We start from the raw sequence: 22,347 nt of genomic DNA, 5'->3' as shown, positions 1-22,347 counted from the left end.
TTGCTACTCGACATCAGCGATCACCAGCGGCGGCAAGTGAAGGTAGGTTATCGACGCCGAGCGTCCACTCTCGGACGTCGCCATTGCGATCGCCTCGTCGAGCGTGTCCGCCGCTTCCCATCCAAGCCGCGCGGCGACCTCAGGCTCTTCGCATCCCGCGGCGATCACGCGCCCGAGATGCTGGCGAGCGGGCTCGCCCCAGTACCACATGTAGAACGGATGCACGCCGTGGTAGGCGTTGCCGTAGCGGTACATATGTATGTAGGTCGGGTTGTGTGCGAACTCGCGCTCGAACTTTTTCTCGAGCTCGACGGCGTCAGTGGTCTCGGCCAGGCATCGATGGAAAAACTCGATGTAACTCGGATGATGCTCGGGATGAAATTCGTCGCGCAGCGGATGGCAGATGATCAGCGTGCCGCCTTCGCGAACCAGCGGCTTGTTGCGATACATGTTGAACAAGTAGCCCATCGCGGTGCACTGCACGAGCACCGGATTCATGATCGAGTTGACGTTGTAGGGACAGATGTAGGGAACACCTACAATTAGTATATCGGCCTGTCCCTTCACCGGCACCGCGTATTGCTGGAACACCCGCGCCAGCGCCTTTTGATGCACCGCCTCGGTATCCCCCGCCCACACGCCGATCATTCCGTAGGGCGCCGCGTAGTTGTGCAGCAGGTTGCGGCGCATCTCGCTGGACAGGTTGCGCATCGTCCATTGAAAGCCCTTCAGCCGCGTGCGATCCCAGTCGGTGAAGCGGTCTTCGTTCTTGTGCAGAAAGTCGAGCATCCCGCCGTACATCCGCGTATTCACCGCGGTCTCGATCTGGAAAATGTTGAGCGATTTGTGAATCAGCTTGCCCATCCGGTCCGACGAACGATGCAACGCCGAGCGCGCTGGGTCCATGTACGAGTGCGAATCGCGCAGCGTCGCGACGTTGTGGTGATGGCGCAGACTCTGGTAGGGCGCGAGTCCCACCGCGACTGACTTGTGCCCGCCGTCCATTGGCACCAGGTTGATGTTCAAATAAATGAGCAGGTCGGACTCCGCGGCGCGCCGCGACAGCCATACTTCCTCGCCATGTTCGGTCTTGCCGAGCATCGCCAGCTCGGCGCGATTTTCCGCGTCGAAGTTGTAGAGCCGGTCGGGCCAATACTGCTTGAACGCGCGCTCGCCAACGACGCGGCGAATCTCGGCTTCGGTCATGCGCCGATGCAACGAGGTCGCGATCACCAGATGCACATCGTCAACGCCGTAATCGGCAAGCGTCTGCAGCACCTGGTTGAGGAGGCGCTCGCGGATGTCAGGCCGGCGCATCTGCGGCAGCGGGAGACTGATGTCGTCGATCGCGATCGTCACGCGCATATTGGGACTCAGCTGGGCGAACAGCGGGTCCTGGTTCTCGGGATGCAGGATCGCGTAGCGAATCGCCTGGTCGGGGTCGGCGAGCGGGTCCATCGGCGGCGGCGGATAGATCACGCGGGTGCCGACCGGCAGTTTTTCGAAAAGAAATTCCTCGCCATAAGGGATGACGCGGCGCTCCGAGCGCCGATTGAGCTTGACGACCAGGTCGCTGCGCGCGCCGACTTCATGGCGCAGCTCGGCGGTTTTGAGTTCCTTGAGTTTTGCTTCAGGCCGCGCCATCCGAGCCTCGCGTCGATCGTTCGATGTCCTGTTTGGGGTCCTGGGCGCTCTCGAAATCGCCAAGTGGCTGTGAAGCCGCGGCCGGCTCGAAATGAATCACCGGCCATTGCCGGCCGAGCGCGGCAGCGCGCAATCTGCGGTCGGGATTGACGGCCACGGGATGCCCGACATTGGCGAGAAACGCGGTGTCGTAATGCGAATCGGCGTAGCCCCAGCAATCCGCCAGATCGATGTTGCGGCCGGCGGCATAGTTTGCGCACCAGGCCGCTTTTTCGTCCCCGGCCATCACAGGTTCGGCCAGCCGGCCGGTGGCGCGGCCGCGGCTGAAGACAAATCGGTTGGCGGCGAAGTCGGCCACGCCAAGATGACGCGCGAGCGGGGCGACGATGAAGTCGGGAGAACCGGTCACGAGCACCGGCTCGATGCCGGCCGCGCGATTCGCCTCGATCAATTCCACTGCGTGCGGAAAAAGATGGCCGATGAGGACGCGCGCGCAATATTCCTCGCCGAGCGAGAGCAGCCGGTCGCGCGAGACGCCCTTGAAGGCCTCGAACAGGACTGTGTTCAGGAGCCGGCGGTCGCGCCGTTCGGCGACGTACAAGCGCGGGATTCGCGCGGCAAAAGCGAGCAGGTAGGCGACGCGCCCGCTCCATTCGCCGACGTTGGCGAGCGTGAAGATGGCGGCATGCACCAGGTTCAGATCGACGATGGTGCCGTCGAGATCGTAGAAAGCCGCGCGGCGGCTTGAGGGAGTGGGGGCCTTGGGCGCGAGCGCGTTGGACGATTTCTTGTGGGTATAAACTGACATGTCAGTCTAGTTGGCGCCCAAAAAAAAGCGCTCACCTGGCGCTGGTGCGAACTTCAAATAACTCGGGACGCGCCACTCCCCGCAGGCCAAAGCCGAGTATCTCCTCGACCAGCGCGGCAATGTCGGGGTCGTCGCTGCGCGAGAGCATCCCAACCACTTCCTTGATACCGCCCAGGATTGCGTACGACACCGCGCGCGTGTCCGAGTTGCGCACCAGATTCATCTCGATTCCGAGATCGAGCGAGCGCTTGATCAGCGCCGCGATCCGGTCGTAGAAATCCTGAATCTTCTCGTCGAGCTCGTGGTCGAAACCGGTGGAATGGTTGAGCAGGATGTCGGTAAGTTCGCGCTCGGCCAGCACGTAGCGCAGAACGCGGGTCAGGTTGTCGCGCAATTGATCGACGGGGTCCGCCTCTCCCGGTCCCGGGCGGATGCGTTGAATTCTCTGGGTCAGCTCGCCGACGACCTGCTCGAGCAATTCCTCGAAGAGGTCCTTCTTGTTCTCGAAATAGAGATAGAAGGTGCCGCGCGCGATGCGGGCGCGGGCAATGATGTCCGCGACATTGGTCCTGTGATATCCCTTGCGGGCAAAGATGCGCTTGGCATGGCGCAACACCTGCGCGCGTCGGGCGTGGCGTTCCATTGCGCTGCTCCGTGCGGAAGTTTCAAGCTAGTAGGGGATACTCACAGTGTCAAACGCGTCACCGCAGTGTTACGAGACAGTTGGCGAGGTGCTTCCATGAGCGATTCAAAATTTTGGGACAAAGCCCACGCAGCCGCCACCAAGGCGACCTGGGCATATCTGGCGACGGCAGACGGAAGCCAGCCCAAGGTCCGCGTAGTGCATCCAGCCTTCGAGGGTAAGCGCGTGTGGATCGCCACCGGACGCACGTCGGCGAAAGCCCGGCATATCGCGAAGAATCCCAGGGTTGAACTCTTCTACCAGATCGGCGCCGAGATGGTTCATCTGACGGTCACCGGGAAAGCTGAGTTCGTTGAGGACCTGGCTGAAAAAAAGCGAATCTGGAATGGCAAGGTCTTCGATTACGATCTGGCGCAGTTCTGGCCCGGCGGTCCCGAGTCGAAAGACTTCGGCCTGATGCTGATAACGCCGGAGCGCGTCGAGTTGACCTCGCTGCCCGAAATGACGACCGGCCGGAAGCCCGAAGTCTGGCGCGCGTCGAGCAAGTAACGCAGCTGTCAGGTGAGATGATTTGTCTTGGAATCGCCGTGGATCGCATTGTCATGATCGCTTGTGCCGCGATCGAAATACAACGCGACCGCAACCAGTCCAATAACGATCAGAATACCAAATGGCATAGACCATCGCCTCCTCTTTTCACCCGGAGTTCCTGATGCTCAGATCAGGTACCCCGAAGTGGACCTGCATGGCTCATGCCGACGAAAAAACCCCTTTTCTAAAGGACTTCTTTAGAGCGGCGACTGCTCAACTGTGACTTTTGAATTGAGGCGAAGTTTCCACAATGCAACACCGCAACAAGCAGCGAAACCTCCTGTGTAGCGGGTGAAACAAGCGGGCGGGGAGAATGCGACAAACGATCGCCCCCCGGCTGATACTTCGCCAAGCTACCCGCGGACGCGCTCGCGGGCGAAGATCGCGCGCTCTTCAGCGGTCATCTTCTCGCGGATGCGCGATCCTTTCCCGAGATGCCGATACTCTCCACCTTCTGAAAAATATTCCTCGAACGGCTGCGCCGGGATCGGCTCGGGCGGAGGCGTGTCCGTGATCTTCACGCCCAACGCTTCCTCGACCAGGCTGGTGTCGTACATCCTGACCGCGTCGTAGTCGGTGAGCAGCGCGCATACTTCGACGCAGATGAAGCATCCGATGCATTCCTGGAAGCGGTCCTGGACGGGCTGCACGCCGCGTCCCGGCACCGAGCCGGGCGCCATGTGCTCGATGCATTGGACGGGGCAGAACTCGGGGCATTTCCCGCACGGGAAGCACAGGTTCACGTCCATGAACGCGACTTGGCGCGGACGCTTTTTCTTTTGGCCGATTTCCTCGGGAGTCTCGGGGACACGGTCTTCCTTGAGACGGCGCTTGATGATGTCGATGGCGCTCATGCTTTTACAGTCAGGCTTTTTCGACGAGCCTGGTCAAGCGGGTTCGGGGGAACATTGAAAAAATGAAAAATTCTTATCTGATGGCGAAAATGCGGCCGGTCGAGGTCCCGACGTACAGCATCCCCGACGGCGACGATGCGGCCGTCGTGATTTTGCCGAAGCTGCGCGACGTCCAGACGTAGCTGCCGTCTCCCATGAGCACCGCGCCCACGTCGCCCGTGGCAGCATCGAAGACGCTGTCGTAGCCAAGCGCGAACAGTCCGGCCTCGCCCGGTTTCAGCGTGGGATCTTTCCATCGGAGCTGACCGTCGGCGGAGACGCCGTAGATCGTATCGGAGCCAGCGAAGATTGTTCCCGACGGAGCGACCGCGGGTCCGGTGGTTACCGCATGCGCGGAGTTGACGTGCCAGATGGGATTGCCGGTTCGCAAATCGATCGCATACACGCCGCCGCCGAGCGAGCCCGCATAGACGACCTCGTCGGCGTAGGCAACCGATCCCGAAAATCCGCCGTCCGGCGTGAACGTCCAGACCACGGCGCCGTCCGAGGCAAGCGCGGTAACCGCGCCGCGCGAGGTTCCCACCACGACCCCGTCCGGAGTCGTCGCGGCGGCAGTGACAGGTCCAACGCTCACGCGCCAATTGAGAGCTCCCGAGGTGCTGACCGACACGAGGTCGGCGCCCGCGGATGCGTAAATAGCGCGGTCGGTCGTGGCCAGCGGCCCAGCCTCGCCGATTTCGAGATTCCAGAGCATGGCGCCGTCGGGAGCGATCGCCGCAAGCTCCGACCTGGATGACATCGCGACCACGGTCCCGTCGGGCAGGACTGCCGGCGACAGCCCGTCGGCATCGCGATGCATGGTTTCCTTGCCGGCGGAATTCAGCCCGTGCAGCACGCCGTCACGAGTGATGAAATATATCGAGCCGTCGCCGCCGGTCGCGATTCGCCCGCGCAACTCCGCGCCCGGATCGAAAGTCCACATTAGAATGCCCGCACTGTGCGCCGATGGCGCAGGCGTACTCGAAGCGGCCGGCTCCAAGCCGGGTTTCGGCGTCGGCGTCGCGGTAGGGAGAGCAGTCGGGCATGGCGGGCAGTTGTCGGTGCAGTCGTCGATGCCGACTCCGACTCCAACCTGCTGACTGCTCACTCCGGAATTGCTCGCTAGAATACAAATGCATCCCGCAGACCCCGTCGTGTAGAGGCCGCCCAGAGGTCCGGATGGAGGCGCTTGCAGCACATTGTTGTTGCTGGAGGTCCAAAATGTGAGCGGTCCTGCCGTGATGTCCGCGTACTTGGTATTGGCGTGCTTCGTGAATGTACCGATTACATTGAATGCGACCGGGCTCGGCGCGGCGCTCGGCGCGGTGGTCGCCACGCAGGTGGTGGTTGCCGGGGGACGCGGCGTCATCGTGGGCGTCACTGGCTTCGGCGTGTGTGTGGGCGACCCTGACGGCGTGGCGGTGAACGTGGGCGAGACCGGGGCGCCAGTTGAGATCACCATGGCATAGAGGGAAAAGCCCGGACCCGGGGTTGGCGAAGTCCCTGAGCCGCTGCTGCCGCCGCAACTGAGCATAATTGCGCCGAAGACGAACAATACAACCGGCGCGACCACCAGCCATCTGAGCCACCGCGAAAACATCAAGCTATGAGCTATGACGATGCCAGCGCGCGCTGTCAAGTTAAGGCGCGATCTCCGAACGAAATCTACGAGTTGATCTTGGCTCGCCCGAGTGCTGTGTCTGAAGTTCGCGATGATGGAGGTTGTGAAATAAAAAAATGGCGGGCAATTGAAGAGGGGGGGACTCTCCAATGCCCGCCTGATCGTAGCAGCCGTCCGCTTACGCTGCGGACGGAGTCCGGTTGGTTGGGAGGAGCATCCGACCGGAGGGTGCCAGAGCCGTTTGCACCCAAATGATGAGACGATTCATTTCAGCAATTATTCAAAGTCGAGAATTTTGATTTGTAGGCGTCAATGGTCGGACTAGACTCGGTCGCGGAGGATTCGAAAAAGCCATGGAATATCGGCGATTAGGCGGTACGGGACTGAAAGTATCGGAACTTTGCCTTGGCTGCATGACGTTTGGACGCGAAACAGATGAAGCCACAGCGGGAAAAATTCTCGACCGGTTTATCGAGGTCGGGGGTAATTTCCTCGACACCGCGAACGTCTACGCGGCGGGCGCGTCGGAGGAAATTCTCGGGCGAATCGTCGGCGCGCGGCGAAAAGATTTGATTGTCGCGACAAAAGTTCGGTTCAACGCGAATATTTTCATGGGCAAGACGGTGGCGCCGAATCAAATTGGACTCTCGCGCGGGCATATCATGTCGGAAGTCGAAGCCAGTCTGCGGCGGCTGAAAATGGATTACATCGATCTCTACCAGGTGCATTCGTGGGACTTCGAAACGCCGATCGACGAGACAATGCGCGCACTCGACGACCTCGTGCGTCAAGGCAAGGTCAGATATATCGGAGCGTCGAATTTTACGGCGTGGCAACTGATGAAGAGTCTGTCGGTCAGCGATAAACACGGTTTGGCGCGTTTTGACTGCCTGCAGCCCCAATACAGCTTGATTTCGCGCGAGATCGAACGTGAACTCCTGCCGATGTGCCGCTACGAGAGCGTCGGCGTCATTCCGTGGAGTCCGCTCGGCGGTGGATTTCTCACCGGCAAGTATCGCTCGGGGCAGCGCCCGCCCGCCGATAGCCGGCTGGCCAAGATGGATATGTGGAATCGGTTGGCCGACGAGCGAAACTACTCGACGCTTGAAGCTGTCGAGCACGTCGCGAAGGAACGAGGCCGTACTATCTCGCAGGTCGCTCTGGCGTGGGTGAATCAGCAGCCCGGTGTCAGCTCGGTGATCTACGGCGCGCGAACCGAAGAGCAGAACGAACAGAACCTGGGTGCGATCGGATTTCGGCTCGAAGCTGCGGAGATCGCGGCGCTCGACAAGGCGAGCGCGTTGCCGGTCGAGTATCCCAATGCGATGCAGGCGCGGCTGCCCGGCTACCCGCGCGCCTGAACACGCGCCACTGGCTTGTCAACCCTGGAACGACGGGCCGAGGAAGCCGGCGGGCGGGATCGCCGACGGCATGCTGCCTCCGCCCGCGTCGACGAACTGGCTGCCGACCGTCAGTCCGCCGTCGACGATCATCGCCTGCCCGGTGACGAATACCGAATCGTCGCTGGCCAGGTAGAGCGCCATCCCGGCGATATCCTCCGGATGCCCCGCGCGCGGAATCGGCTGACCCTTCACCATCCATTGTTCCATCGCTTCTTTCATACCCGGCACGTTGCGATGCAGGATCGGCGTATTGATGATGCCGGGACAGATGCAATTGACGCGGATTTTATCCTTGGCGAATTCCAGCGCTGCCGAGCGCGTCAGATTCACCACGGCGGCCTTCGCCGCGCAGTAGGCGTGCAGCCCGGCGACGCCGCGGATGCCTGCGATCGACGCAGTCGAGATTATCGAACCGCCGCCTGCTTTTCGCAGCTCGGGCGCCGCATGCTTCATCCCCAGGAACACGCTGCGCACCAGCACCGCCTGACTCTTGTCCCAGTCTTCGACGGAAATTTGTTCGAGTGATCCGACCGCGCCGCCGATTCCGGCGTTGTTGTAGATGATATCGAGCCGGCCGAATTCCTTGATGGCGCGCGCGATGAGCGCCTTGATTCCAGCTTCGGCGGAGACGTCGGTCTTCTGGAAGATCGCGCGTCCGGCGTTCTCCTTACAATCGCGGACTGCGGCCTGGCCGCCTTCGTCGTTAAGATCCGCGATCACAACCGCCGCGCCTTCGCCCGCGAACCTGATTGCAGTCGCGCGCCCGATTCCGCTCGCCGCGCCCGTGATAACCGCCACTTTGCCGTCGAGCCTGCCCATTTCAGATTTCCTCTGCTTAAAAGATTACGATGACACGCAAGCCGCGTGACCCGTATCGAGCTAAGTAGCAGACCCCGCCTCGAATTGGCATCCCGATGATATAATAGCCGCGACGATGGCCCCGGAAGATGAAAGCAAACCGCGCGGAGCAAACGAAGCTCCGCTTGAACCGGCTGGCGGCGAGCCGACCGGCCCGCATTACGGCTCGCTGATCGAGTATCCCGCGGACCCGCCCGCGCAGACCGGGCAAGCCGCGGCCGCCGATTCGCGCGCAGTCGGGGACGACTCGGTCTCCATCGACCAGAAGTTAGAGGCGGCTTCGACCGAGCCGGGCGTCTATCTGCTGCGTGATCGCGCCGGCAAGGTGCTTTACGTCGGCAAGGCCAAGTCGCTGCGCTCCCGCGTGCGCGCATACTTCCGTGAGGGCGGCGACGGCCGCTTCCAGGTTCGTTTCCTGATGCGGCGGGTGCGCGATTTCGACACGATAGTCACCGCGAGCGAGAAGGAAGCGCTGATCCTCGAGAACAATCTGATCAAGCAGTACCGGCCCAAGTACAATATCCGCCTCAAAGACGATAAATCCTACTTAAGCGCAAAGATCACCAATCACGCTTGGCCGCGAATCACGGTCACCCGCAAGATCGTCAAGGACGGCGGACGCTACTTCGGCCCGTTCGGCTCGGCCGACGGGCTGCGCGAAACGATCGACGTCATCCGCAAAGTCTTTCCGCTGCGCACCTGCACCGACACGGTGTTCCGCAATCGTTCGCGGCCATGCCTCGAATATCAGATCAAGCGATGCCTGGGGCCGTGCTGCCTGCCGGTCGATCGCGAAGAGTACGGCCGCCATTTGCACGCGGCGCAGATGCTGCTCGAAGGAAAAAATCTCGAACTGCTCCGCGAGATGCGCGACCTGATGAAGGATCACGCGTCGCGCCTCGAGTTCGAGCAGGCCGCGCGGATCCGAGACCGAGTGCGCGCGATCGAAAAAACCGTCGAGCGGCAAACCGTGCTGCATCACTGGGGAATCGACGAGGACGTGTTCGGAATCTACCGCGAGGGCGGCTTCATCGAGGCGATCGTGCTGATCGTGCGCGGCGGAAAGCTGACCAGGACCCAGGGATGGAGCTTTCAGGACCTGGAATTTCCGGTTCACGAAATCCTGTCCGAACTGCTGACTCAGTATTACTCGGGAGCGCGCAATATCCCCGACGAAGTGATCGTGCCGGTCGAACTGGAGGACGCCGCCGTGCGCGCAGAGCTGCTCTCAGAGCGGCGTGGCAAGAAATGCGAAGTGTTTCAGCCGCAGCGTGGCGAGAAGCTGCGCCTGCTCGAAATGGCGATGGACAACGCGCGCCAGAGCTTTGCCTCGCGGCGCGACAACGAAAAGACCCGCGAGCAGATGCTCGAGGAGCTGCGCGCCAAGCTCGGCCTGCGCAACACGCCCAAGCGGATGGAATGCTACGACATCTCGAATCTGCAGGGCTCGATGGTGGTCGGGTCGCAGGTTACGTTCGACGAAGGCGAGCCGCAAAAAAATCTCTACCGCCGCTACCGGATTCGCAGTTTCGAGGGCCAGGATGACTTCGCCAGCATGTACGAAGTCCTCAAGCGCCGGCTCGAACGCGCGGTGCGCGAAAACGAATACCCCGATTTGTGGGTCATCGACGGCGGCAAGGGACAACTGAACGTCGCGCTCGAGGTGATCCGCGAGTTCAAGCTTGCCGATCAGATCGACTGCGTGTCGTTGGCCAAGCAACATGTGCTCAACGACCGGCGCGAAAAAGAAGTGACGAAATCCGAGGAGCGCGTCTTTGTTCCCAAACGCAAGGATCCGATCGTGCTGCCGAAAAATTCGACGGCGCTGTTCCTGCTCGTGAGGATTCGCGACGAGGCCCATCGATTCGCGATCACCTACAACCGCGAACTGAGGCGCCGCGCGCGGCTGCGCTCGGTGCTCGACGATATCGAGGGCGTCGGCCCGGTGCGACGGCGCGCGATGCTCCGCCATTTTGGGAGCCTCAAGCGGATTCGCGACGCGACGACCGACGAGCTTGCCGCAGTGAAGGGACTCAATCGCGAGCTTGCCGCCGAGATTCGCCGCCATCTCGACGAAATGACGGCGCTGCTCGACGTCGAAGAATCCGCCGACTCCGCGGATCAACCGGCTCACCCGCTCGCTTCATCCGCCATTGCCCCCGAATAGCTCCGGCGCTCGAGTCAACGACACCCCCGCTCGCGATTGACAGGGAAGTTCCCCAGGGCACACATCGTTGGTCGCGCTACTCGCTTGTGTCGGCGCATAATCTTGGAGTCAACCTCGACCTCACGCCGCCGTTGATCCGCAAAGGAGTGCGTTGCTATCGCTGCGGGAGCACTTTCCATAAACCGCGCCGCATTGCGACCTGTCGGGCTGAAGTCGATCAGGTCCCGCGAGATTATACCCCCGATCCCGGCGGTCAGCCTGCTTGAACGGATTGCGCCGATCTATGCGGTCGCAATCTCCGTAGCCGCGGGCGATGCGCTTGGCAATTTTCACATCGCGATTCCACTGTGGCTCGCGTTGATGGTCGCCGGGCTAGCGCTCGGCGCTTTTCTGGCTGCTCGACGGACACTGGGTCTCGCCGCGGCGTACGTTGCGCTTGCACTGACCGCAACAGTGGCCGTGGCGAACGTACTGGATCCGCCGCGCGTGCTACATGGCATCGCCACGATGGTGGACGATTCGCGCATTACGATCGAAGGACATCTGTATCGCGAGACCGAGCGCGAGGCTTATGGCGATCGGCTGTACCTCCGGGTCGAGCGAGCCGCCGAGAATGGCCGCGCGATGCTGCCGTCCAGAGGCAATGTCCGAATCGCGGTACTCGGTGGCGGAAGCTTCGAGCTGGGCGACGAAATCAGGCTGAGCGCGCGAATTCATTTTCCTCGCAACTACGGGAACCCCGACGAGTTCGACTACGCCGGACAAATGGCGCGCGACGGCATCGACGCGACGATGACCGCGCCGAAAGGATCCCTCGGCTCGGCGCGATTTCAAATCATCGGGCATCGGTCGAGCTTTCCCTCTAGCCAGATTGAATCGATAAGAACTCATATCGGCGAGTTCTTCGATCGCAACCTTGCCTATCCTGAAAATGCCGAGATGCGTGCGCTCGTGATCGGCGATCGAGGCGAAATCGGCGAACCGCTTCGACAGACGTTCGCGCGCACCGGGATGGCCCATTTGCTGGTTATCTCGGGACTGCATTTGAGCATCGTGGCGGCCGCGATGTTCGCCGTCGTGAGGCTCGCGATGATGCTGTTCCCGGGGCTGGCAAACCGCGGCTACGCGAACAAGGTTGCCGCGATCGCCGCGATGATAGCGGTATGCGCGTACGCGTCGATCGCGGGGCATCACGTGTCCACGATACGCGCGCTGGTGATGGTGCTCGCGTATATGCTGGCCGTGGCGATCGATCGTTCTCGCGAGGCGATCGCGTCGTTGGCTCTGGCTGCGATCGTGATTTGCGTCGCACTCCCGGGTTCGACCGCCGACATCGGGTTTCAGCTCTCCTTTGCGTCGGTGATTGCGATCATTCTCGGGATGCGCCGCTTTGCCGCCTGGTTCGCGCGCCGCCAACGCATCGGGAGGCTTCCCGGCGAACCCTCGTCGCCACGATGGCGATTTCTGGAAGGCTTTGCCGGGTATCTCGCGGTGTCGTTCTGGGCGATGCTCGGGACGGCTCCTCTCACGGCGTACCACTTCAACCAGTTCGCGGTTGTCGGCCTGGTCGCGAACGCCGTGGTGGTGCCGATCATGGCGTTCGGCGCCACGATCAGCGGACTGGTTGCAGCCGCATTGAGTTTTGTTTCGCAGCCTGCCGCGCGCCCGATACTGCTGTTCGGCGCGCACGCGCTTGCGGCCGGCAACTGGCTGGCGGCCTGGTTCGTCGATTGGCCGCTGGCGTGGTTTCGTATCTTCACGCCGACGATTCTCGAACTCGCAATCGCTTATGGGTTGCTGATGATTTGGCTGCTCGCGCCGCTTGCCGTGGCGATAACCCGGAAGCGATCGCGCGACGACCGAACTCGCGGGGACGTTGCGAGCGGCCCTGCGGCCATGCTCGGATTGCGATGGCCTGCGCGATGCGCCGTTGCGCTGGCGATTGTCCTGATAGTTGACGCGGGATGCTGGACGTACGAACGTTTTTTCAATCCCGATCTGCGCGTGACGTTCCTGTCGGTGGGCGAGGGCGACGGCGCGGTGGTGCGATTTCCCGGCTCGCGCGTGATGGTGATCGACGGCGGTGGCTCCTATGGCGATTTCGACACTGGCGAGCGAATTGTCGCGGCATATTTGTGGTCGCAAAAAATAATGCGCGTCGATTACCTTGCGCTGAGCCATCCCGACCTCGACCATTTCGGCGGTCTGGATTTTATTGCTATGAACTTCGCGCCACGCGCGTTCTGGACCACGGGAGTGGCGAGCGCCGACGTGAGCTACGCACGGCTGATGGACGACCTCGCGCGCGCCAAAATTCCGATGGTGCAGGTGGGCGAGACGGCGCCGGTCGCGGCGATCGGCGGCGTTGCTATTTCGTCGCTCAACGGCGGCACCGGCGCCGCAAGGACGCACAATAACAACTCGATGGTGTTGCGATTCAGTTTTGGCAGCGCGTCATTGCTGTTCACCGGCGACATCGAGTCGGGTGGCGAGCGCGCGATGATCGATAACCGCGCCGATCTTCACGCGACGATGCTCAAAGTGCCGCATCATGGCAGCGCGAGTTCCTCGACGCCGGCATTCATTGCCGCCGTGCATCCCGAGGCTGCGGTCATCTCGGACGGATATTTGAACTATTTTCATTTTCCGTCGGACGCGGTCGTCGAACGTTACGTGGAAGCGGGCGCCATCCTGATGCGCACCGACCTCGACGGCGCCGTGATGGTCGATGCCGCGCGGGATCGGATGACCGTGCGAACCTTCCGCGCGCGCCCCGGCGATTCAATCCACCTCGTCCCGTAGTTGCCCGCCCCCTTTGCCTGTATGGACGGCGGACCATGAACGATAATGTGCTTTATCAGTCGAGTCGCACCGACGCAGACGAATCACGCTTCTGATTCGCCTCTTGACAATGGTAACGTATGTGTTACTATAGCCGATGATCGTCGTTCGAGAATATCTCGATAGCAGCGGCGGCAGCCCGTTCGCGGCGTGGCAGGATTACAAACGAAGGAAGTAGGAGGCTTTGGCCATGCCGCTCACTCGCGATTTCAAAGAAACCATTCGCGCTCGCGTCGAGCGTGATCCCAAGTTCCGAAAAGAGCTTCTCCGCGAAGGAGTCGAGGCGATGCTCGCCGGCGATGTAGCCATGGCGAAGACCATCCTGCGCGATTACATCAACGCGACCCTTGGCTTTACCGACCTCGCTAAGGCGACACGCATTCCTTCCAAAAGCCTCATGCGAATGCTGGGACCAGCAGGCAACCCGCGCGCCGGCAATCTCTTCGAGATCGTCAGCTTCCTCCAGCGCCATGAAGGCGTGCGCTTCGAGGTCAAGGCCGCGCGCGCGTAGGCGAATCGATCCACCTCGTCCCGTCAGCTGTCACTGCTGCCCGGCATTAGTGAACGCCGCGTCGCGCGGCCAGAGCGGCCGGTCCGAACAGTCGTTCAGCGCGCCGTGCCAACGGGCGGGCGGTTCTATCGACCGGCCCATCGCTCTACGCTACATATGGAGCGGGATGGATCTCGAACTCACTGAAGCGCAACGCGGCGCGCGCGACGTGGCCCGCCGCTTCGCGCGCGAGAAACTTGGGCCGATCGGCGTCGAGGCCGACCGCGCGCATCGATATCCCGCCGCAGCGATCGACGAACTCGCCAGGCTCGGGATGCTCGGCATATTCCTTCCCGAACAATATGGCGGCGCGGGCCTCGACCACGTTGCCTATTCGCTGGTGCTTGAGGAACTGGCGGTCGAATGCGCTTCGACGGCGGTGATAATGTCGGCGCATTGCTCGCTCGCGTCGTGGCCGATTCTCGGACTCGGCACGGCCCGCCAAAAAAATCACTTTCTGCCGAAGATGGCGAGCGGCGACTGGCTGGGATGCTTCGCGCTGACCGAACCGGAGGCCGGCTCCGACGCGGCGGGGCAGAAGACGCGTGCGGTGCTCGATGGCGACTCGTACGTGATCAACGGGACCAAGAATTTTATTACCAACGCGCCGCAATCGAAGGTGGCGATCGTGTTTGCGATGACGCAGCCCGACAAGGGCCATCGTGGGATCAGCGCGTTTGCCGTCGAGACCGACACCCCGGGATGGGCGGTGACGCGGGTCGAAGACAAGATGGGAATCCACGGCGCGCAGTCCGCGCAGTTGAGCTTTTCGGATATGCGCGTGCCGCGCGAGAACCTGCTGCTCGAGGAAGGGGATGGGTTCAAGGTTGCCATGAAAACGCTCGACGGGGGCCGGATCGGGATCGCGTCGCAGGCGCTCGGAATCGCGCGCGCGTCTCTCGAGGCGTCGTTGAAATACGCGAATGAACGCCTGACATTCGGCAAGCCGATCGCACAGTACCAGGCGATTCAGTGGAAGCTTGCCGACATGGCGGTCGAGATCGACGCGGCCCGCCTGCTGACGCATCGCGCCGCCACGCTCAAGGATCGTGGCGAGTCATGCACCAAAGAATCCGCGATGGCGAAGCTGTTCGCCGCTGAAACCGCGATGAAGTCGGCCACCGAGGCGGTGCAGATTCATGGCGGCTACGGCTACACCAAGGCGTTCAGAGTCGAGCGCTTTTTCCGCGACGCCAAGATCACCGAGATTTACGAAGGAACGTCGGAGATTCAGCGCCTGGTAATCGCGAGCAGCGTGCTCGAAAACCGGTGAGGGTCGCGCACTGTGGGCAACAAAAAGAAATGGCTCGAGACCACCTACCGGAATGCGAGCGAGCGCCCGGTCCGTTTCTCGACCGTGTCCGACATGGAACTCGACCCGCTCTACACCCCCGGCGACGTAACTGGCTCGTACGATGACGCGATCGGCAACCCCGGCGAGTTTCCATTCACGCGCGGTGTGTACGGCTCGATGTATCGCGGGCGGCTGTGGACGATGCGCCAGTTCGCCGGGTTCGGGCTTGCCGAGGATACCAACGCGCGCTTTCACTTCCTCCTCGGCCAGGGCCAGGACGGGCTGTCCACTGCGTTCGACATGCCGACGCTGATGGGCTACGACGCCGACCACGAACGCGCGCTTGGTGAAGTGGGACGCGAGGGCGTGTCGGTCTCGACGGTCCCCGACATGGCGACGCTGTTTGATCGAATTCCGCTCGACAGAGTCACCACCTCGATGACGGTGAATTGTTCGGCGTCGATCCTGCTCGCGATGTACCTGGTGGTGGCTGAGCGCAACGGAATTCCGTGGGAGCGCGTCGGCGGAACCATTCAGAACGACATGCTCAAGGAGTACATCGCGCAGAAGGAATGGATTTGCCCGCCGCGCCCGGCGCTGCGAATCGTCACCGACATGATCGAGTTCTGCGCGCGCAAAGTTCCGCGCTGGCATCCCGTGTCGATCTCGGGCTACCACATCCGCGAGGCAGGCTCGACCGCCGTCCAGGAGCTGGCGTTCACGATTGCCGACGGCATCTGCTACGTCGACGAAGCAGTCAAGCGCGGGATCGGGGTCGACGAGTTCGCGCCGCGGCTGTCGTTCTTCTGGAATTTGCACAACGACTTTCTTGAAGAGGTTGCCAAGCTCCGCGCCGCGCGCCGGATGTGGGCGCGAATCATGAGAGATCGTTTCGGCGCAATGAATCCGAAATCGATGATGCTGCGAACGCATGCGCAAACCGCGGGCGCGTCGCTGACCGCGCAGCAACCGATCAATAACGTGGTTCGCGTGGCGATCCAGGCGCTGGCTGGAGTGCTCGGCGGAGTCCAGTCGCTGCACACCAATTCGATGGACGAGACGCTCGCGTTGCCCACCGAACAGGCCGTGATGGTCGCGCTGCGCACGCAACAAGTGATCGCCGAAGAAACCGGCGTGACCAATACGATCGATCCATTCGGCGGCAGCTATGCGATCGAGGCGCTCACGGACCGGATGGAACGCGAGGCGAACGACTATATCCGGCGCATCGACGAGATGGGCGGGATGGTCAAGGCAATCGAGACGGGCTATCCGCAGCGCGAGATCGCCGAGGCCGCATTTCACTTTCAGCGCCAACTGGAACAGGGGATCAAGACGGTGGTCGGCGTGAACAAGTATTCAGTTCCCGAGGAATTTCCGATCGCGACGCTGAAGATCGATGCGGCGATCGAAGAGCGGCAGATTCAGCGCGTGCGCAAGGTCAAGCGCGAACGAAACTCCGTCGCGGTCAGGGAAGCGCTCGCTCGCGTCGCCGATGCGTGCCGCTGCGGCGAGAACCTGATGGACCCGATTTGCGAGGCGGTGCGCCGCGACGCCACCGTCGGCGAGATCTCCGATATCTTTCGCGCCGAGTTTGGCGTGTACAAAGACCCAGGCTGGATTTAGCGATGGCGGACAAGAGACTCAGAATTCTGGTGGCAAAGCCCGGACTCGACGGTCACGATCGCGGCGCGAAAATTATCGCACGCGCGCTGCGCGACGGCGGCTTCGAGGTTATCTACACCGGGCTTCATCAGACGCCCGAAATGATCGCGGAGGCCGCCGTGCAGGAAGACGCCGACGCGGTCGGGCTGAGCGTCCTTTCGGGCGCACACATGACGCTGTTCCCCGAGGTGATGCGCCTGCTCAAGGAGCGCGGCGCCGGCGAGATCGCGGTTTTCGGCGGCGGGATTATTCCTGACGACGACGCCGTCAAGCTCAAGCAGATGGGCGTGCGCCAGATTTTTACCCCCGGCGCGTCAACTGAAGACATCGTCAAGTGGGTGCGCGAGAATGTCGCGCCTCGCACTTAAGTTGATATGAACTTCGATCTTACCGAAGAGCAGCGGCGCATCCGCGAAACGTTGACCGACTTCGCCGAGCGCGAAATCAAGCCGAATTCGACCAGGTGGGACAAGGAGGAAACCTTCCCGCGGCATATCGTCGAGCAGCTTGGCCGGCTCGGCTTTCTCGGCGTCGCATTTCCGGAAAAATTTGGCGGCGGCGGCGCGGACACCCTCTCTCAGGTACTCGTCGTGGAGGGGCTCTCGCGCTACGACGCGTCGATCGGGCTCACCTGCGCCGCGCATATGTCGCTCTCGACCGGGCACATCGCCGGGTTCGCATCCGACCAGCAGCGCGATCACTATGTTCCCGCCATGCTCGAGGCGAAGAAGCTCGGCGCGTGGTGCCTGACCGAGCCGAGCTCCGGTTCGGACGCGGCCGCGATGCGCACGAAGGCCACGCGGGTCGGCGACAACTATTCGATCACCGGCGCCAAGATGTTTATAACCAACGGCACGGTCGCCGACGTGTACGTGGTGATGGCGATAACCGAGCAATCACGCGGACGCGACGGCGTGTCGGCGTTCATCGTCGATCGCGGCACGGCGGGACTCTCGACCGGAAAGAAAATCGAAAAGCTGGGACTGCGCGCGTCGGATACCGCCGAAGTTATCTTCGACAACGTCACCGTGCCGGCGCGCAACCTCGTCGGCGAACTCGGCGCCGGCTACCGGCAGACGCTCAAGGTGCTCGAAGCGGGGCGAATCGGAATCGCCGGATTCGCGGCGGGAATCGCGCGCGGCGGATTCGAGGAAGCCCGCGCATACGCGCTCCAACGCGGGCAGTTCGGCAAGAAAATTGCCGAGTTCCAGGCGATCCAGTGGATGTTCGCGGACATGGCGACCAGAATCGACGCGTCGTGGGTGCTCATCTGCCGCGCCGCCGCGCTCAGGGACGCGGGCAAGCCGTTTGGGCGCGAGGCCGCGATGGCAAAGCTGTTCGCGTCGGAAACCGCGATGTGGTCAACGATCAAAGCCGTGCAGATCCACGGCGGCTACGGTTACGTCACCGATTTCCCGGTCGAGCGCTACATGCGCGACGCCAAGCTCTCGGAAATCGGCGAGGGCACCAGTGAAGTGCAGCGGATGATCATCGCCAAGTCGCTGCTGCGCGACGGCTACCTGCCCGCCTGATCGCTCGCCTGGACTGCGCGCGGCCGGCGCGCTCAATCTTCCAGCAGAGCTTCCTGAATGATGGCGAGTTCGCCGGGCGCGAGGCCGATTACCTCGCGCATGAAACCTTCGATGCCGCCGTTCTCGTCGATGAGTTCGAACAGTGGATCGAGTTGCCCGGCGGTGAGCGGAACCTTGGCATAGACCAGGTTGCTTTCGAGAAAGTCGGCGACGATTCGATTGCGATCGACCCCGAGCATCGCCAGCAGCATCGCGGCGCCGACTCCGGTGCGGTCGCGGCCGGCGGAACAATGAAAGAGCAGCGGGTAAACGTCGCGCTCGGCCAGCAGTTTGAAGAAGCGGCGCCAGTCGCGCCGAAAGTGCATCACGAGCGCCAGATGATCGCGGCCGGTTTGACCGGCGATTTCCGTGTAGCCCTGGTCGCTGAACCATTCGTCGCCCATCGGGATGTGTTCCCATCGCACGCCGTGGCGCGAAGCGGGTTCGGGCGCGCCCAGGTGTTTCACCTCGGCGCGGCTCTGGAGAGTGACCAGCGTGCGGAGCTTGAGCCGGCTGATGGGGCTTTCAGGCGGGACTTCGGCGAGATGCGATGAGCGGAATATCCGGCCGGCGCGGACGCGACGGCGATTGGCGGCGGGATGGCCTCCGAGGTCGCGGAAATTTTGCGCGGCGTAGGTGCGCAACACGTCGAAGTCGACGATGACGCGCGGCTTTTCGGGATTTTCAGTTTCCTCGACGGCGGCGCCGGTCGTTTTCATACTTTTAGGCAAAGGATCGATCCAACGGTGAGTGTCTCTCCTGGCCAAGTTTAACAGGGTGCGGCACTTGGACCAATGGAACTATCCGGCGGAGCGACACCTTGCCTCGCGGGCGGCGTCTATCTAATGACCTACGTAGGACCGTTTTGAAGCGAAGGACGAACATCTAAATGGCGAACACTCATGCGATAGTGATCGGCGGAAGCATGGCTGGGCTGTGCGCGGCGCGCGTGTTAGCCAGGTTTTACGACAAGGTGACGGTGATCGACCGCGACGCATATCCGGCTGGCGCGCATGAGCGGCCCGGCGTTCCGCAGAGCAGGCACGTTCACGCGCTGCTGATGCGCGGGCGGCTGGAACTGAACCGGCTGTTTCCGGGTTTCGAGCAGGCGATGCTCGAGCGGGGCGCAATCGAGATAAATTTCGGCCGCGACTTCGCCGCGCTCAGAGCCGACGGATGGGCCGAGCCGCGTCCGAACACGATCACGACGCTGTTTGCCAGCCGCGTCTTGATCGAGGCGACCGTGCGTGAGCTTTGCCGCCAGGTGGCAAACGTCGAGCTGATCGAACGCGCCGAAGCAATTGGCTTCGAGACGATCCGCGGCGATTCGCATCGGGTGGCGGGAGTAAAGGTGAGTCCGCGCGACGGTGGCGGCGCGTTCACGCTCAACGGAGACCTGGTGGTGGATGCGAGCGGGCGCACGACCAAAATTCCGTCGTGGATCGAAGCGATGGGCATGCAGGCGCCGCCCGAGACGGTGGTCGATTCGCATACCGGTTACGCCTCGCGATGGTACAAGGTGAATCCACAGCGGCGGCCGAAGGAATGGTGGTGGAAGGGAATCTGGATCGATCCGATCGCGGAAGAATTCTCGACGGCGGGGGTGCTGTTTCCGGTCGAGGGAAATCGAATGATCGTCACGATGGCGGGAATCGGGGGCCATTATCCGCCCAGTGACGACGGGGAATTTACCGCCAAGCTCGCGCATCTGCGTTCGCCGATAATCGCCGAGGAAGTAGCGCTGGCGGAACCGATGTCGCAGGTTTATTCGTACCGGCAGATGGCGAACCGATGGAGGCATTACGAAAAGTGGGGAGCGCGGCTCGACGGCTTCGTCGCAATTGGCGACTCGGCGTGCGCGTTCAATCCGGTCTATGGCCAGGGGATGACGTCGGGAGCGTTGTCGGCGCTGATCCTTGGCGACTGCCTTGAAAAAAGTGGCGTCAACGATGCTGAAATGCCGCGAAGATTCTTCGAGGCGCAGGCGCGCTTCCAAGCCGAGCCGTGGGGACTGGCGACGAGCGCTGATTTCAGAATTCCGGGTACCGATGGCAAGCGTGCGTTGATCAGCCGGGTGCTCGATCCGCTCTTCGGGAAAATGTTCCAGGTCGGCGACGACGACCCTGCGATTGCCGACCGTATCGGCGAAGTAATCAACATGATGAAGCCGCCGTCGGCATTGTTTGAGCCGTCGACGCTGAGGCTTATCGCAAAGGCGTGGTCGCGGCGGCTGATCAAGGGGCCGCGGTACCGCCGATCTTCCGCGGCGATGCCGCCGCCGGCGCTGCAGGGGTGAGGGGTAAGAGGAGAAGCCTAATTTAATGCGGAACCCACCGTGGGTTCCGCACCTCCTTGGGCAGGGCTGAGCCCTGCACCGCAGTGAGAAGACGCGAAAATCTGCGCAACGCATCTTTTCGCGACTACACTATAGAAGAGCTGAGCCCTGCACGCAGTGAAAAGAAAAGATGCGGCCTGACGGCCTGTTAGGACTTTTTTTGAGTCATCCTGAGCGAAGCGAAGGAACCCGGATCCGGGATTCTTCCCCTCCGGCAGCACTCAGGGCTTCGGCTCAATCACGGCAACTTTCGCTCTAGAATGACACGGGGGGCCGCGCGGCAGGGGTCACCCCTGCCCGTCGCCACGGCCAAGGGTAACCACTGCACCTTAGTATCAAGATAAAGATGCGGGCTTCGCCCGGTTAGAACAGGAAAAAGTTACTGCTGGTTTTGTTGATTGGAGTTGTTGGTGGAACCAGGCGGGTGGTGAGCGAACAAACGAGAGAAGAAGACGAGCGGTTGCGCGAAGAACTCCGACGCGTCGATCTGAACAAGTTGAAGAAAATACTCAAGTCGCTGCTGCGCACGACTAGAAAGAAAAAGGACAGCTAAGGCTATGCTGGGGGTCCATATGTGCGCTCCATCCGTCGTCTCAAGTCTTCTAGACTTTCTTTGCTAAGGTCAACTTCAACGCACGGCTTCTTGTTCAGTGCGGTCCATACCCGCGACTGAAATTCATGGCCTTCCGCCTTCGCGATAAGGTCTTCCCGAACATATCCCACGAATAAATCCGCTGCCTGAAGTGGGTAGAACTTGTCGTCCGTGTCGTGCCGGAATCGCTTAAGCTTTCGCGCTGCCTTGGATGGAAGCCCTTCCCTAGCTTCTCTCTCCATCTGCGCCAACTGATTTGGCGTCATAATTCCGGTGTCAAAGATGAACTCAACGGTCTGACGCATCTTCCGCTCGAATGCAAAATACAGTGTGCGCGTGACTATCGCGGCGGTTGGCAACGCGTACATTTTCTGTAGAGAACCTTTGCTCGCTTTGAGAATCCGATGAAATTCGCTCTTCACTAACGCTAGACGCACACTCGCAAAGGCGGTCTGATTTATGACGTTGACGAAACCCAAAAGACGATCGTCGCGTTCCGTCTCTGTGTAACCGCCGAAGTTGTTTCTGAAATTCAAGGCTTCGTTGCTTTTGAGCAACGAGATACTCGGTTCTTTCTTTAGTTCCGTATCCCACGCTTCCCTAAATCGCGCCCAATTATTAACCGGCGCCATCCAGCCCGCCAGAATGAAAGCTGGCGCGTCTTCCTGGCCGCGATTGCTGTCATCAATGACGACCTGAACCATCACGAAGACCCGCCGCTGCCGCTCGCGCCCCGGCAAACCAGAGACAGGCGAACGAATCTGTAGACAAGCACAATCAATGCCATGTTCCCAATACGGCTCTAATATCGTCTCACTTGGAATTGGAGTCGACATCCACCAAATCCCCCGTGGAGAGGGGGAAAAGGGAA

General features: G+C 61.6%; 21 protein-coding genes. 13 read left to right on the top strand and 8 right to left on the bottom strand.

Annotated elements, in window-relative coordinates; translation table 11 throughout:
- Positions 1–3 precede the first annotated feature (3 nt).
- Genes larAH through ABSB13_RS08670 form a run of 3 tightly spaced genes read right to left on the bottom strand, consistent with a single transcriptional unit; the run spans position 4 to position 3,095 of the window.
- A complete protein-coding gene (gene larAH, locus ABSB13_RS08680; RefSeq protein WP_428107448.1) occupies positions 4–1,644 on the bottom strand; it encodes an NPN-dependent hydroxyacid isomerase, LarAH14/15/16 family in 1,641 nt (546 codons plus the stop codon).
- Positions 1,631–2,452 (bottom strand): HAD family hydrolase, encoded by an 822-nt coding sequence (locus ABSB13_RS08675; protein WP_428107447.1) that lies wholly within the window; start codon positions 2,450–2,452, stop codon positions 1,631–1,633. The genes larAH and ABSB13_RS08675 overlap by 14 nt, the downstream gene beginning before the upstream one ends.
- A gap of 31 nt (positions 2,453–2,483) precedes the next feature.
- Complete coding sequence (locus ABSB13_RS08670; protein ID WP_428107446.1) at positions 2,484–3,095, bottom strand: TetR/AcrR family transcriptional regulator; 612 nt, start codon at positions 3,093–3,095, stop codon at positions 2,484–2,486.
- Positions 3,096–3,191: 96 nt separating this feature from the next.
- Between ABSB13_RS08670 and ABSB13_RS08665 the strand changes: the two genes are divergently transcribed.
- Positions 3,192–3,644 carry a pyridoxamine 5'-phosphate oxidase family protein gene (locus tag ABSB13_RS08665; protein WP_428107444.1) on the top strand — a complete coding sequence of 151 codons (453 nt, stop codon included), beginning with the start codon at positions 3,192–3,194 and terminating at the stop codon, positions 3,642–3,644.
- A gap of 395 nt (positions 3,645–4,039) precedes the next feature.
- Here the strand turns inward: ABSB13_RS08665 and ABSB13_RS08660 are convergent, their stop codons facing one another.
- Positions 4,040–4,540 (bottom strand): hypothetical protein, encoded by a 501-nt coding sequence (locus ABSB13_RS08660; RefSeq protein WP_428107443.1) that lies wholly within the window; start codon positions 4,538–4,540, stop codon positions 4,040–4,042.
- Between the two features lie 73 nt (positions 4,541–4,613).
- Entirely contained in the window at positions 4,614–5,522 is a 909-nt protein-coding gene (locus tag ABSB13_RS08655) for an outer membrane protein assembly factor BamB family protein (RefSeq protein WP_428107441.1), read from the bottom strand.
- A gap of 4 nt (positions 5,523–5,526) precedes the next feature.
- Between ABSB13_RS08655 and ABSB13_RS08650 the strand changes: the two genes are divergently transcribed.
- From ABSB13_RS08650 to ABSB13_RS08640, 3 genes are all read left to right on the top strand, one after another.
- Positions 5,527–5,679: a hypothetical protein gene (locus tag ABSB13_RS08650; RefSeq protein ID WP_428107440.1), complete on the top strand. Its 153-nt coding sequence runs from the start codon at positions 5,527–5,529 to the stop codon at positions 5,677–5,679.
- Positions 5,680–5,850: 171 nt separating this feature from the next.
- Complete coding sequence (locus ABSB13_RS08645; protein ID WP_428107438.1) at positions 5,851–6,048, top strand: hypothetical protein; 198 nt, start codon at positions 5,851–5,853, stop codon at positions 6,046–6,048.
- A 505-nt stretch (positions 6,049–6,553) separates the two neighbouring features.
- Positions 6,554–7,561, top strand: a complete 1,008-nt coding sequence (locus ABSB13_RS08640) for an aldo/keto reductase (protein WP_428107437.1) — start codon at positions 6,554–6,556, stop codon at positions 7,559–7,561.
- 18 nt (positions 7,562–7,579) lie between these two features.
- Here ABSB13_RS08640 and ABSB13_RS08635 read toward each other — a convergent pair whose 3' ends face one another.
- Positions 7,580–8,422: an SDR family NAD(P)-dependent oxidoreductase gene (locus ABSB13_RS08635; RefSeq protein ID WP_428107435.1), complete on the bottom strand. Its 843-nt coding sequence runs from the start codon at positions 8,420–8,422 to the stop codon at positions 7,580–7,582.
- 115 nt (positions 8,423–8,537) lie between these two features.
- Here ABSB13_RS08635 and uvrC point away from each other — a divergent pair, with 115 nt between their 5' ends.
- The 7 genes from uvrC to ABSB13_RS08600 all read left to right on the top strand — a co-directional run bounded on the left by uvrC (position 8,538) and on the right by ABSB13_RS08600 (position 18,510).
- Positions 8,538–10,628, top strand: coding sequence for an excinuclease ABC subunit UvrC (gene uvrC / locus ABSB13_RS08630; RefSeq protein ID WP_428107434.1), 2,091 nt, complete (start codon positions 8,538–8,540; stop codon positions 10,626–10,628).
- A gap of 192 nt (positions 10,629–10,820) precedes the next feature.
- The gene (locus tag ABSB13_RS08625; protein ID WP_428107433.1) at positions 10,821–13,430 is read left to right on the top strand and encodes a DNA internalization-related competence protein ComEC/Rec2; all 2,610 of its coding nucleotides are present in this window, start codon (positions 10,821–10,823) and stop codon (positions 13,428–13,430) included.
- Between the two features lie 229 nt (positions 13,431–13,659).
- A complete protein-coding gene (locus ABSB13_RS08620) occupies positions 13,660–13,980 on the top strand; it encodes a helix-turn-helix domain-containing transcriptional regulator (protein ID WP_428107431.1) in 321 nt (106 codons plus the stop codon).
- Between the two features lie 166 nt (positions 13,981–14,146).
- Complete coding sequence (locus ABSB13_RS08615; RefSeq protein WP_428107430.1) at positions 14,147–15,292, top strand: acyl-CoA dehydrogenase; 1,146 nt, start codon at positions 14,147–14,149, stop codon at positions 15,290–15,292.
- A 12-nt stretch (positions 15,293–15,304) separates the two neighbouring features.
- Positions 15,305–16,939: an acyl-CoA mutase large subunit family protein gene (locus ABSB13_RS08610; RefSeq protein ID WP_428107428.1), complete on the top strand. Its 1,635-nt coding sequence runs from the start codon at positions 15,305–15,307 to the stop codon at positions 16,937–16,939.
- A 2-nt stretch (positions 16,940–16,941) separates the two neighbouring features.
- Positions 16,942–17,346, top strand: coding sequence for a coenzyme B12-dependent isobutyryl CoA mutase small subunit (gene icmB, locus ABSB13_RS08605; RefSeq protein WP_424674283.1), 405 nt, complete (start codon positions 16,942–16,944; stop codon positions 17,344–17,346).
- A 6-nt stretch (positions 17,347–17,352) separates the two neighbouring features.
- A complete protein-coding gene (locus ABSB13_RS08600) occupies positions 17,353–18,510 on the top strand; it encodes an acyl-CoA dehydrogenase family protein (RefSeq protein ID WP_428107427.1) in 1,158 nt (385 codons plus the stop codon).
- Positions 18,511–18,542: 32 nt separating this feature from the next.
- Here the strand turns inward: ABSB13_RS08600 and ABSB13_RS08595 are convergent, their stop codons facing one another.
- Positions 18,543–19,268, bottom strand: a complete 726-nt coding sequence (locus tag ABSB13_RS08595) for a tyrosine-protein phosphatase (protein ID WP_428107426.1) — start codon at positions 19,266–19,268, stop codon at positions 18,543–18,545.
- Positions 19,269–19,438: 170 nt separating this feature from the next.
- On the opposite strand from ABSB13_RS08595, the gene ABSB13_RS08590 reads away from it, so the two are divergent.
- Complete coding sequence (locus ABSB13_RS08590; RefSeq protein ID WP_428107424.1) at positions 19,439–20,845, top strand: FAD-dependent oxidoreductase; 1,407 nt, start codon at positions 19,439–19,441, stop codon at positions 20,843–20,845.
- 466 nt (positions 20,846–21,311) lie between these two features.
- Positions 21,312–21,437, top strand: a complete 126-nt coding sequence (locus ABSB13_RS08585; RefSeq protein WP_428107423.1) for a hypothetical protein — start codon at positions 21,312–21,314, stop codon at positions 21,435–21,437.
- A gap of 2 nt (positions 21,438–21,439) precedes the next feature.
- Here the strand turns inward: ABSB13_RS08585 and ABSB13_RS08580 are convergent, their stop codons facing one another.
- On the bottom strand, positions 21,440–22,312 hold the full coding sequence (locus ABSB13_RS08580) for a DUF3800 domain-containing protein (protein ID WP_428107422.1): 873 nt from the start codon (positions 22,310–22,312) through the stop codon (positions 21,440–21,442).
- Positions 22,313–22,347: the final 35 nt, after the last annotated feature.

The sequence above is a fragment of the Binatus sp. (SeqCode) genome (assembly GCF_050013435.1).
In the GTDB taxonomy this organism is placed as follows: Bacteria; Desulfobacterota; Binatia; order Binatales; family Binataceae; genus Binatus.
This window is presented reverse-complemented; position numbering and strand designations above follow the sequence as displayed.

Excerpts from the sequence above, each read along its gene's own strand:
- ABSB13_RS08665 (WP_428107444.1), top strand. The coding sequence starts at position 3,192 with ATGAGCGATTCAAAATTTTGGGACAAAGCCCACGCAGCCGCCACCAAG.
- ABSB13_RS08640 (WP_428107437.1), top strand. The coding sequence starts at position 6,554 with ATGGAATATCGGCGATTAGGCGGTACGGGACTGAAAGTATCGGAACTT.
- uvrC (WP_428107434.1), top strand. The coding sequence starts at position 8,538 with ATGGCCCCGGAAGATGAAAGCAAACCGCGCGGAGCAAACGAAGCTCCG.
- ABSB13_RS08580 (WP_428107422.1), bottom strand. The coding sequence starts at position 22,312 with ATGTCGACTCCAATTCCAAGTGAGACGATATTAGAGCCGTATTGGGAA.
- ABSB13_RS08670 (WP_428107446.1), bottom strand. The coding sequence starts at position 3,095 with ATGGAACGCCACGCCCGACGCGCGCAGGTGTTGCGCCATGCCAAGCGC.
- ABSB13_RS08595 (WP_428107426.1), bottom strand. The coding sequence starts at position 19,268 with ATGAAAACGACCGGCGCCGCCGTCGAGGAAACTGAAAATCCCGAAAAG.
- ABSB13_RS08675 (WP_428107447.1), bottom strand. The coding sequence starts at position 2,452 with ATGTCAGTTTATACCCACAAGAAATCGTCCAACGCGCTCGCGCCCAAG.
- icmB (WP_424674283.1), top strand. The coding sequence starts at position 16,942 with ATGGCGGACAAGAGACTCAGAATTCTGGTGGCAAAGCCCGGACTCGAC.
- ABSB13_RS08590 (WP_428107424.1), top strand. The coding sequence starts at position 19,439 with ATGGCGAACACTCATGCGATAGTGATCGGCGGAAGCATGGCTGGGCTG.
- ABSB13_RS08660 (WP_428107443.1), bottom strand. The coding sequence starts at position 4,540 with ATGAGCGCCATCGACATCATCAAGCGCCGTCTCAAGGAAGACCGTGTC.
- ABSB13_RS08620 (WP_428107431.1), top strand. The coding sequence starts at position 13,660 with ATGCCGCTCACTCGCGATTTCAAAGAAACCATTCGCGCTCGCGTCGAG.
- ABSB13_RS08615 (WP_428107430.1), top strand. The coding sequence starts at position 14,147 with ATGGATCTCGAACTCACTGAAGCGCAACGCGGCGCGCGCGACGTGGCC.
- ABSB13_RS08635 (WP_428107435.1), bottom strand. The coding sequence starts at position 8,422 with ATGGGCAGGCTCGACGGCAAAGTGGCGGTTATCACGGGCGCGGCGAGC.
- ABSB13_RS08655 (WP_428107441.1), bottom strand. The coding sequence starts at position 5,522 with ATGTGGACTTTCGATCCGGGCGCGGAGTTGCGCGGGCGAATCGCGACC.
- ABSB13_RS08650 (WP_428107440.1), top strand. The coding sequence starts at position 5,527 with ATGCCCGCACTGTGCGCCGATGGCGCAGGCGTACTCGAAGCGGCCGGC.
- larAH (WP_428107448.1), bottom strand. The coding sequence starts at position 1,644 with ATGGCGCGGCCTGAAGCAAAACTCAAGGAACTCAAAACCGCCGAGCTG.
- ABSB13_RS08600 (WP_428107427.1), top strand. The coding sequence starts at position 17,353 with ATGAACTTCGATCTTACCGAAGAGCAGCGGCGCATCCGCGAAACGTTG.